The organism is Stutzerimonas stutzeri (genome assembly GCF_000952685.1).
GTDB lineage: Bacteria > Pseudomonadota > Gammaproteobacteria > Pseudomonadales > Pseudomonadaceae > Stutzerimonas > Stutzerimonas stutzeri_E.
Genome location: NZ_JYHV01000012.1, coordinates 42,085 through 49,287, shown reverse-complemented (window position 1 = coordinate 49,287; position 7,203 = coordinate 42,085). Strand labels below are relative to the sequence as shown.

General features: G+C 59.2%; 5 protein-coding genes and 1 tRNA gene. All 6 read right to left on the bottom strand.

The window, feature by feature from the left end; all coding sequences use genetic code 11:
- Positions 1–172: 172 nt before the first annotated feature.
- Positions 173–263 (bottom strand) — tRNA-Ser (locus tag UF78_RS06135).
- Between the two features lie 62 nt (positions 264–325).
- Positions 326–511: a carbon storage regulator CsrA gene (gene csrA, locus UF78_RS06130; RefSeq protein WP_003283978.1), complete on the bottom strand. Its 186-nt coding sequence runs from the start codon at positions 509–511 to the stop codon at positions 326–328.
- A gap of 182 nt (positions 512–693) precedes the next feature.
- Positions 694–1,929, bottom strand: a complete 1,236-nt coding sequence (locus tag UF78_RS06125) for an aspartate kinase (RefSeq protein WP_045161178.1) — start codon at positions 1,927–1,929, stop codon at positions 694–696.
- Between the two features lie 156 nt (positions 1,930–2,085).
- Positions 2,086–4,710 (bottom strand): alanine--tRNA ligase, encoded by a 2,625-nt coding sequence (gene alaS / locus UF78_RS06120; protein ID WP_045161171.1) that lies wholly within the window; start codon positions 4,708–4,710, stop codon positions 2,086–2,088.
- Between the two features lie 179 nt (positions 4,711–4,889).
- Positions 4,890–5,894, bottom strand: a complete 1,005-nt coding sequence (gene ltaE, locus UF78_RS06115; RefSeq protein ID WP_045161170.1) for a low-specificity L-threonine aldolase — start codon at positions 5,892–5,894, stop codon at positions 4,890–4,892.
- A 62-nt stretch (positions 5,895–5,956) separates the two neighbouring features.
- Positions 5,957–7,183 (bottom strand): hypothetical protein, encoded by a 1,227-nt coding sequence (locus tag UF78_RS06110; protein WP_045161169.1) that lies wholly within the window; start codon positions 7,181–7,183, stop codon positions 5,957–5,959.
- Between the last annotated feature and the right edge of the window lie 20 nt (positions 7,184–7,203).

Genomic DNA, 7,203 nt, shown 5'->3' with positions numbered 1-7,203 from the left:
GATTCGAACCTCCGACCGCTCGGTTCGTAGCCGAGTACTCTATCCAGCTGAGCTATGAGTGCACTGAGGGTGCGCATTATAAGTTTGTAGATGTGTTGGTCAAGCTCTTTGATTCAATGATTTCCCATCAAATCCCAACGCTAAAACCGACTCAAAAACCCATTATGCAAAATGGCGGAGAGGGGGGGATTCGAACCCCCGACACCCTTTTGAGATGTACTCCCTTAGCAGGGGAGCGCCTTCGGCCACTCGGCCACCTCTCCGCAACACGGGGCGCATGATACCCATCTTCGCCCCGCTTGCAAAGCCAAAAATCACATAAATATTAATGGCTTGGTTCTTGATCTTTTTCTTTCTGGATCCGTTGATAAATCTCCTCGCGATGCACCGCTACCTCTTTGGGTGCATTCACTCCAATGCGCACTTGATTTCCTTTGACACCCAGCACAGTGACAGTCACATCGTCACCCACCATCAGGGTCTCTCCGACCCGGCGAGTCAGAATCAGCATTCCTTTCTCCTTAAAACGGATTCAATTCAGTAAACAGTCTGCAAAGATAAAAACGGATAATGTTCCGTGAAACATCGACCCTAGAGCCTTTCACCAGCTATTGACCAGTAGGGGCGACTCTAAAGTTCCTTTTTGCCCCATCTAATTCGACGGAAGGCGCGAATTAGTCGCAATTCTGCCAATCACTCCCCTTTCCCGGCGGGAGCATCCAGTTCAAACGCGGTATGTAGGGCCCGCACCGCCAGCTCCAGATATTTTTCCTCGATTACCACCGACACCTTGATTTCAGAGGTGGAGATCATCTGGATGTTGATGTTTTCCTTCGCCAGCGCCTCGAACATCCGGCTCGCCACGCCCGCGTGCGAACGCATGCCAACGCCGACTATCGACACCTTGGCGATATCCACATCGCCGATAACTTCCCGTGCACCCATATCCCGCGCAATGCCTTCAAGGACTTGCAACGCGTTATGGTAGTCGTTCCGGTGGACGGTGAAGGTGAAATCCGTGGTGTTATCGTGCGCGACGTTCTGCACGATCATATCGACTTCGACGTTCGCCGCGCTGATCGGGCCGAGAATCTTGAAGGCTACCCCGGGGGTATCCGGTACGCCACGAATGGTCAGCTTGGCTTCGTCACGATTGAAAGCGATGCCGGAAATGATGGGCTGTTCCATGGATTCCTCTTCATCAAGGGTAATGAGGGTTCCTGGACCCTCCTGAAAGCTGTGCAACACACGCAACGGCACGCTGTATTTGCCGGCGAACTCGACGGCACGAATCTGCAGCACCTTTGAACCGAGGCTCGCCATCTCGAGCATCTCTTCGAAGGTGATCTTGTCGAGACGCTGAGCCTTGGCTACGACGCGAGGATCGGTCGTGTAGACCCCGTCGACGTCGGTATAGATCTGGCATTCGTCCGCCTTCAGCGCAGCGGCCAGGGCCACACCGGTGGTATCCGACCCACCACGACCAAGCGTGGTGATGTTGCCCGCCTCGTCAACGCCCTGAAAACCGGCGACCACGACGACACGGCCCGCCTTGAGCTCCTTGTGAATCTGCTGCGAATCGATCTGGAGAATTCGCGCTTTCGTATGGGCGCTGTCAGTGAGGATACGCACCTGACCGCCGGTATAAGACACCGCCGGCACGCCGATCTTGATCAGCGCCATCGCCAACAGGGCGATGGTGACCTGCTCGCCCGTCGAGACCATGACGTCCAATTCACGAGCAACGGGCTGCTCGCTGATCTGTTTGGCCAGATCGATCAGGCGGTTGGTTTCACCACTCATGGCGGAAACCACCACGACGATGTCGTCGCCATTGTCACGGAACTTCTTGACCTTCGCCGCCACTTGTTCGATGCGCTCGACGGAGCCCACCGAAGTACCTCCAAACTTCTGTACGATCAAAGCCATTTCATCGCCGCCTAAGCCCATCTCGGGCGCTTATTAAACAATCTTTCCAAGCACCGCTATGCACGCGCCCGGTCAGCGTGCCTGCCGGCTCGCCATTCATCGCAACGCGGCCTTTGCCTAAATCGATCAAGCTGACCGGCCACGTCGCCGCTCTGGTTACAAACTTTGCTCGACGAATGCCTGGGCAAGCCCCAGGGCGTCGTCGAGTCGAGCCGCATCGCTGCCGCCGCCTTGCGCCATATCCGGGCGACCGCCACCCTTGCCACCGACAACCGCAGCCGCCTGTTTCATCAGATCGCCCGCTTTTACCCGGCCAGTGAGATCCTGCGTCACGCCAGCCACCAGCACGACTTTCTCGTCCTGCACACCACCGAGAAGAATCACACCGCTACCAAGCTTGTTCTTCAACTGATCGACCAGCGCCAACAACGCCTTGCCATCCAGGCCATCTACACGCGCAGCCAGCGTTTTCACGCCTTTGACGTCGACAGCGGAGCCGGCCAGATCATTGCCGGTAGCACTGGCCGCCTTGGCCTTAAGCTGCTCGAGCTCCTTTTCCAACTGGCGATTGCGTTCGAGCATCGCGCCCAGCTTGTCCAGTAGGTTTTCGCGGCTGCCCTTGACCAGCGCAGCTGCTTCTTTCAACTGCTCCTCGGCCCCGTTCAAGTACGCCAGGGCTTGCTCGCCGGTGACCGCCTCGATACGTCGCACGCCAGCAGCTACGCCGCCCTCGCTGATGATCTTGAACAGGCCGATGTCACCGGTACGCTTGACGTGGGTGCCGCCACAAAGCTCGACCGAGAAGCCGCCGCCCATGGTCAATACGCGGACCTGATCGCCGTATTTCTCGCCAAACAGGGCCATGGCGCCCTTGCTCTTGGCCGTTTCGATGTCGGTTTCCTCGATCTCCACCGCGGTGTTGCTGCGAATCTCGGCATTGACCCTGTCTTCCAGCGCTTTCAGTTGCTCGGGCTTGATCGCCTCGAAATGGCTGAAGTCGAAGCGTAGCCGCTGGCTGTCGACCAGCGAGCCCTTCTGGGTGACGTGGTCGCCGAGCATCTGACGCAATGCCGCATGCAGTAGATGCGTGGCGGAGTGGTTCAGCGCAGTGGCCTGACGAACCGACGCGTCGACAGTGGCGTCGACGGTCGCCCCGATGTGCAGGCTGCCGCTATCGAGAATGCCGTGATGCAGAAACGCTCCACCCACCTTGCTGGTGTCGCTCACATCGAAGCGCAGGCCTTCCGCGGACAGATAGCCACAATCGCCGATCTGCCCACCGGACTCGGCATAGAACGGCGTCTCGTCGAGAACGACCACACCTGCCTCGCCTGCCGACAGGTGCTGTACCGCCATGCCTTCCTTGAACAGCGCCAGCACTTTGCCGCTTCCAGAGGTTCCTAGATAACCGGTGAAGCGTGTTTCGCCCTCGACCTTGACCAGGCTGTTGTAGTCCATGCCAAAGGCACTGGCCGAACGCGCGCGCTCACGCTGGGCTTCCATTTCACGCTCGAAGCCTTCCTCATCCAGCGTCAGCTCACGCTCACGCGCGATATCTCCAGTGAGATCGACCGGGAAGCCGTAGGTATCGTAAAGCTTGAAGATCACCTCGCCCGGGATGACGCCGCCTTTCAATTCAGCCAGATCCTGCTCAAGAATCTTCAGCCCTTGCTCAAGGGTCTTGGCGAACTGCTCTTCTTCGGTCTTGAGTACGCGCTCGATATGCGCCTGCTGCGTTTTCAGCTCAGAGAAGGCATCACCCATCTCCGCCACCAGAGCTGGGACGATTTTGTGGAAGAAGCTGCCCTTCGCGCCCAGCTTGTTGCCATGGCGGCAGGCGCGACGAATGATGCGTCGCAACACGTAACCACGGCCCTCGTTCGACGGCGTCACGCCATCGGCAATCAGGAAGCCGCAGGAACGGATGTGGTCGGCGACCACTTTGAGCGAAGCCTGGCCATCATTACTGCAACCAATAGCCTGAGCGGAGGCGTTGAGCAGGCTCTGGAAAAGATCGATCTCATAGTTCGAGTTGACGTGCTGCAACACCGCGCTGATGCGCTCCAACCCCATGCCGGTGTCGACACTAGGCGCCGGAAGCGGATGCATGACGCCGTCCGCCGTACGGTTGAACTGCATGAACACGTTGTTCCAGATCTCGATGTAGCGGTCGCCATCTTCCTCCGGCGAACCGGGCGGACCGCCCCAGATACCCTCGCCATGGTCGTAGAAGATTTCGGTGCAGGGCCCACACGGGCCGGTATCGCCCATCGCCCAGAAATTGTCCGACGCGTAGGGCGCACCCTTGTTGTCACCGATGCGCACCATACGCTCAGCCGGCACGCCGACTTCTTGGGTCCAGAGGTCATAGGCTTCGTCATCGCTGGCGTAGACGGTGACCCACAGTTTGTCCTTGGGCAGATTCAGCCACTTCTCGGATGTCAGGAATTCCCACGCATAGCTGATGGCGTCGCGCTTGAAATAATCGCCGAAGCTGAAGTTACCGAGCATCTCGAAGAAGGTGTGATGCCGCGCTGTGTAACCGACGTTCTCCAGATCGTTGTGCTTGCCGCCGGCACGGACGCACTTCTGGCTGGTGGCCGCGCGGGTATAGGCGCGCTTTTCCAGACCGAGGAAGCAGTCCTTGAACTGGTTCATACCGGCATTGGTGAACAACAGAGTCGGATCGTTCGCCGGAATCAGCGAACTGGAGGCCACACGGGTGTGACCCTTCTCTTCGAAGAAGCGGAGGAAGGCTTCACGGATTTCTGCGCTTTTCATAGATTTCTTCCAGAGGACTGCGGCCGAACGGCTGCAAAACGACACGGCGAGGCGGCACCGGGAGCCGGTTCGCAGCTATCCAAACGGATAGCCGGCAAAGGGCCGCATTATATCGGGCCTACGCCGCGCGCATAGAGGATAAATAAGATTGAATCAAGCTATTCGATAGCGATTCGGACCTATGCGCTGGCGAACGCGGCAAAGCTTTCCAGGATCGGCTCGACATGCTCGGGCCGTACATCCAGATGCGTCACCATCCGCAGCCGCGGTGCCGCAGTCAAAAGCACGCCACGCTCGGCGCAGAATGCCTTCAGCGCCGCAGCGCGATCACCCATCTGCACATAGACCATGTTCGTCTGCACCGGCTCGACCGCGTAACCCAGCGCACCCAGCCCTTCGGCGATAGCCTGCGCGCGCTGGTGATCGTGCACCAGACGCTGCACATGATGCTCCAGTGCGTAGAGCCCTGCCGCAGCCAGCATGCCCGCCTGACGCATGCCGCCACCGACCATCTTGCGCAAGCGCCGTGCCCGGGAAATCAAAGATTCATCGCCGCAAAGCACCGAGCCGACCGGGGCACCAAGCCCCTTTGAAAGGCACACCGATACCGAGTCGAAGTGACGACTGATGTCCTCAGCAGAGCAACCCAGCTTGACCACCGCATTGAACAATCGAGCGCCGTCGAGATGCAGGGCAAGCCCCCGCTCGCGCGTGAACGAACGCGCCTCGGCCAGATATTCAAGGGGCAAAACTTTGCCCTGCATGGTGTTTTCCAGCGCCAGCAGGCGGGTACGGGCGAAATGAAAATCGTCCGGCTTGATCGCTGCTGCGACACGATCCAGGTCTAGAGAACCATCCGCTTCCATCTCGATCGGCTGTGGCTGAATCGAGCCGAGCACCGCGGCGCCACCAGCCTCGTATTTATAGGCATGCGCCAGTTGTCCGGCGATGTACTCATCGCCACGTTGGCAATGCGACATGAGCGCCAGCAGGTTGCTCATGGTCCCGCTGGGCACGAACAGTCCGGCGTTCAGCCCCAGTTGCGCCGCCAGCGTCTGCTCCAGCCGACAAACCGTCGGATCTTCGCCGTAAACATCGTCTCCGGTAGGCGCGTTCAGCATGGCTTCACGCATGCCAGCCGTGGGCTGGGTAACCGTATCGCTGCGAAGATCGATAAAACTCATGGAATTCCCTTGATCAATGACACCCGCCGTACTGGAGATGGAAACGCGTCGCGCCCTTGCGACTAACGCAACAGACGAACATCCAGGACTTTCGAGCCACCACCCAACAGCGTTTCGGTGATGGCGATGAAGTCCTCGGTAGTGACCTTATCGAGACGCATCAGGCCGCGAGCGACGTCGTCCAAGGAGTGGCGGCTCTTGCTGCGCTGCCGGATTTCCTTGTCGAGATCCTGAAGCAACAGCACGGCCCTCGCGGTAACCCGGCCAGTTGAGCGCTCGGTCCGCAGGCTGTCCACCTTGCGACTCCACTTGGTCAGGTGATCCCGAACCGCCTGGTAACGATCCTCGCTCATGCCACCGGCACGACGAACCAGTTCGATGGCGTAGTACTCGGCCAAGCCTTCGGTGATCCAGTCGCTGCGATCGGCATCGGTGATACGGCTGAACACGTGTACGAGCTCATGCACCAACGAACTGGTTCCGTTCTCGCTGACCAGCGGGCGATCGGCGTGCATGAACAGTGAATTCGGCCCGGACAAACCACCCCGCCACATCGGATCACCAGCCCCGACGATCAACAGCTTCTTGGGATCGCGCGGAAAAACGTTCTGCATCTCCGGCCAGACGAAGGTGAGCAATGTGAGAATATCCATCCGCCGCAGCCCTTCGCCCACTGGCCCCGCGACCGTGACGTCGGTTTCCCCCAGCTTGGCGCGGCGACTACCGAGCTTGCCGGCTAGTATCCAGCCGGTCGGCCGGTCAAAAAGACGTTCACGGTTATCAACACGGAAGCGATTCTCGCCGATGCGCGGCCAACCGGTCTCGACGCTCTTCCAACCCTCGGGCAGCTCGATACGCAGTCGGGAAATCAGCCTGACCCCATCCTGCTGGCTCACCCGACCGGCAGGGATCAGATCATCACCACGAAGCAGCGCCCAGTCGTCCGTCATTCGCGCATCGAAGCGGCCACTTTTACGTTGATGGCTGACCTTTACCCGATAGCTCAGCCGCGCCTTGCCGGCAGCCGGTTGCCAGACGCCGCGACCACCCGCCTCCTCCCAGCTGCCTTGAGCATCGGTTTCGAAATCGCTATACAGGCCCTCGTCACCAAGGTTGAAGTCGAGCTGCCTGATGGCGCTGCCCTCCTCGAGCAACAGCTGGACCTCGGCAACGTCCTGCTCGGGAACGAATTTGACGACGAAATCCAGATCGACCTGCCTGGCCGCATGGGCTGGGGCGGTGAATAGCAGCAATAGAACGGCTAACAGCGGTAACTGACGGAGGGACATCGAGCAGCTCCAAGTTGGGG